This window comes from Burkholderia sp. Bp9031, from assembly GCF_003857965.1.
Lineage (GTDB): Bacteria > Pseudomonadota > Gammaproteobacteria > Burkholderiales > Burkholderiaceae > Burkholderia > Burkholderia ambifaria_A.
The window spans coordinates 1-2,222 of sequence record NZ_QTPW01000077.1 but is presented as its reverse complement, the minus strand read 5'-3'; the positions used below and the strand labels follow the sequence as shown (position 1 = coordinate 2,222).

At 51.2% G+C, this 2,222-nt stretch carries 3 protein-coding genes; all 3 read right to left on the bottom strand.

What is annotated here, in order from left to right; translation table 11 throughout:
* Positions 1-135 precede the first annotated feature (135 nt).
* On the bottom strand, positions 136-570 hold the full coding sequence (locus DIE15_RS36545; RefSeq protein ID WP_124835872.1) for a hypothetical protein: 435 nt from the start codon (positions 568-570) through the stop codon (positions 136-138).
* Positions 571-804: 234 nt separating this feature from the next.
* Complete coding sequence (locus DIE15_RS36535) at positions 805-1,206, bottom strand: barstar family protein (RefSeq protein WP_124835871.1); 402 nt, start codon at positions 1,204-1,206, stop codon at positions 805-807.
* A gap of 6 nt (positions 1,207-1,212) precedes the next feature.
* The coding region (locus DIE15_RS37325) for an RHS repeat-associated core domain-containing protein (protein ID WP_185734619.1) at positions 1,213-2,222 on the bottom strand (1,010 nt) is incomplete at its 5' end.

Here is a 2,222-nt window from a genome sequence, read left to right as displayed (position 1 = left end):
GAAATCGTCGTGCTGACGCGATTCCCAAGCTCGTCGTAGGTATGTGCGAGCCAGCCAGTCGGCGTGTACTCCTCGACAATGGCTCCCTTCCTTCGTTAGCGCTTCCGCGTTCGGTATAGCAGCGAATTCAGCCTTTCACCTCATCTTCCATTTATTTAAGTAACCCTCGAATTTCTCCAAAAATCCCTCATCAAATACGCTTTCCTCATTCAAATTCAAATCCTCACCAATTTTCCGATAAATATCAACATTGATTTCATTCGGATCAAATCGTATATCCATCAGATCAATAAACAACCCCTCGTAGGCCATCTCATATTCATCATGATCAATGAAATGCCGGACTGAATCCACTGTTTCTCGGCCTAATTTTCCTTCGTAATCCCCAAGCAAAAGCAGCAGTTGATCTTTAACAAATCTATAATCTACTTCGTTTTCATTCATACGTTCACCCACATTACACAGGATTAGGCGCAACATTGATCGAATATGCCATCGATATTTTCCGGCGTCAGTTGGAGGCGCTGCCGGACAAAAAATCAACCCTAACCTCAATTCCATCTCGGACATCAACAATATAGGGCGAATTCCATTTTCCAACGCCCGCTACTGAATGCGGATCCGTAGCAACATCCGACAAATGCTGCAAAATTTTACTATCGCCCCAATGAGACGGAAACTCCGTATTTTTCGGGCTTTCCAGCACGGCATCTATGGCGATCCAAAATATCGCCCTTCCGCTCCGTTCCAGATCACAAAATAACGCCACACAAAAATATTCGACCTCAAACCACCCAATCGTAGTTAATTTTTAATTTTGAAAACCAGCAGCATCTTCACTTTGGATGCGGTAGCACTCGGATCTGCCAACGAAACACACAAGTCAGCGAAGATATCTGTCGCGATAGCAGAAGCGTCTGGCTCCGCTGCGATCATTCGCTCCGAATCCGGCCAGAAGATTACGATCTTCTCGTTATCTACCTCGTCCAAACCAGACCAAAGTGAGTCAGCCAATGCGTCCCAGCTTCGATTGCTCTGCAACGGCGGATCTAGTGGACAGTTATCACGAATCGCATCGAAAAACTGATTTTTGGATGCTATCTTTTCGGGTAGGAAAATAACCAGCCAACCACTGCAACGGCACTCTTCCGCAATGCCCTTCGCTTCGATCGAGTCGATCACATAAATTCCCGGCTTATCTAGCATCACAAGTCACCTGATCTGAACAAAAGCGGGATTCCCCGTATCGCCATAATGTGTCCACGTGTAGTACATCTCTCCCGTTTGGTTGTTCATCACGATTCGATTAGTCCCGGCACCTGTGGTGCCAGGCGACGGCGCGACCCGATATTCGCGATAAGGGGATGTGGGGCCTTGCCCCCCCGGCAAGTCTCCGGCCCAATTCTTAAACTGCGTGCCCCATTTTTTTGCCAAAGGCCCAGTAGGTACAGTGCCGTTATCGATATGACTCAAGGTATTGAGCAGCGCGGATTCTTCCGCTGCAGGTAACGATCCTGGCGCAATACGTGCGATTGGATCTTTTGGTGCTCCTGCTGCCGATCCGCACGTCAAACCCCACGGATCAATCCACGTGATCGGATTTTGCGCGTATTGATAAAAATTCGTTCCACCCAGCAGTCCAATTGGGTCTGAAGTAACGAACCGTCCAATATCAGGATCATAGAACCGCAAGGTGTTGTAGTGTAGGCCGGTCTCGCGATCCAGATACTGCCCCTGGAACCGCAGGTTCTGTGACCGCGGCGCACGAGTCTGCGCTGGTGCGGCCGCGGACACTTCGTCCCAAGACGGTGTCGCCCGCTGAGGTGCACGCGCGATCCATTCCTCCTGCACCGCGTTGCCCCACACCTTGTAGCGTGCCTGCCAGACCAACTCGCCGTCGGCGTCGCTCAATTCCTCCGGCAGCCCCGACACGTCGTTATGGAAATAATAGACAGTGTCACGCACTTTGGTGTCGTTGGCAGCCGGCACGCCCTGGTCGATCCGCGCCAGCGGCACATAGCTGTCCGGCTCGTACAGATAGGTCAGCGCCTCTTCGCCACTCCGGTCGTGATACGTCTCCTGCACCAACCGCATGCCGTCCCACAGAAAATCCGTACTCGCATAACTCCCATTGAGCTTCCGAATCCGCCGCCCAAACGCGTCGTATTCGAAATGCGTCGTCCCGATGCCGAGCCGGTCCTTCGTCACTACCGACTTCAACT

Coding starts and splice junctions, on each gene's coding strand:
- DIE15_RS36535 (WP_124835871.1), bottom strand. CDS start 1,206: ATGCTAGATAAGCCGGGAATTTATGTGATCGACTCGATCGAAGCGAAG.
- DIE15_RS36545 (WP_124835872.1), bottom strand. CDS start 570: ATGTCCGAGATGGAATTGAGGTTAGGGTTGATTTTTTGTCCGGCAGCG.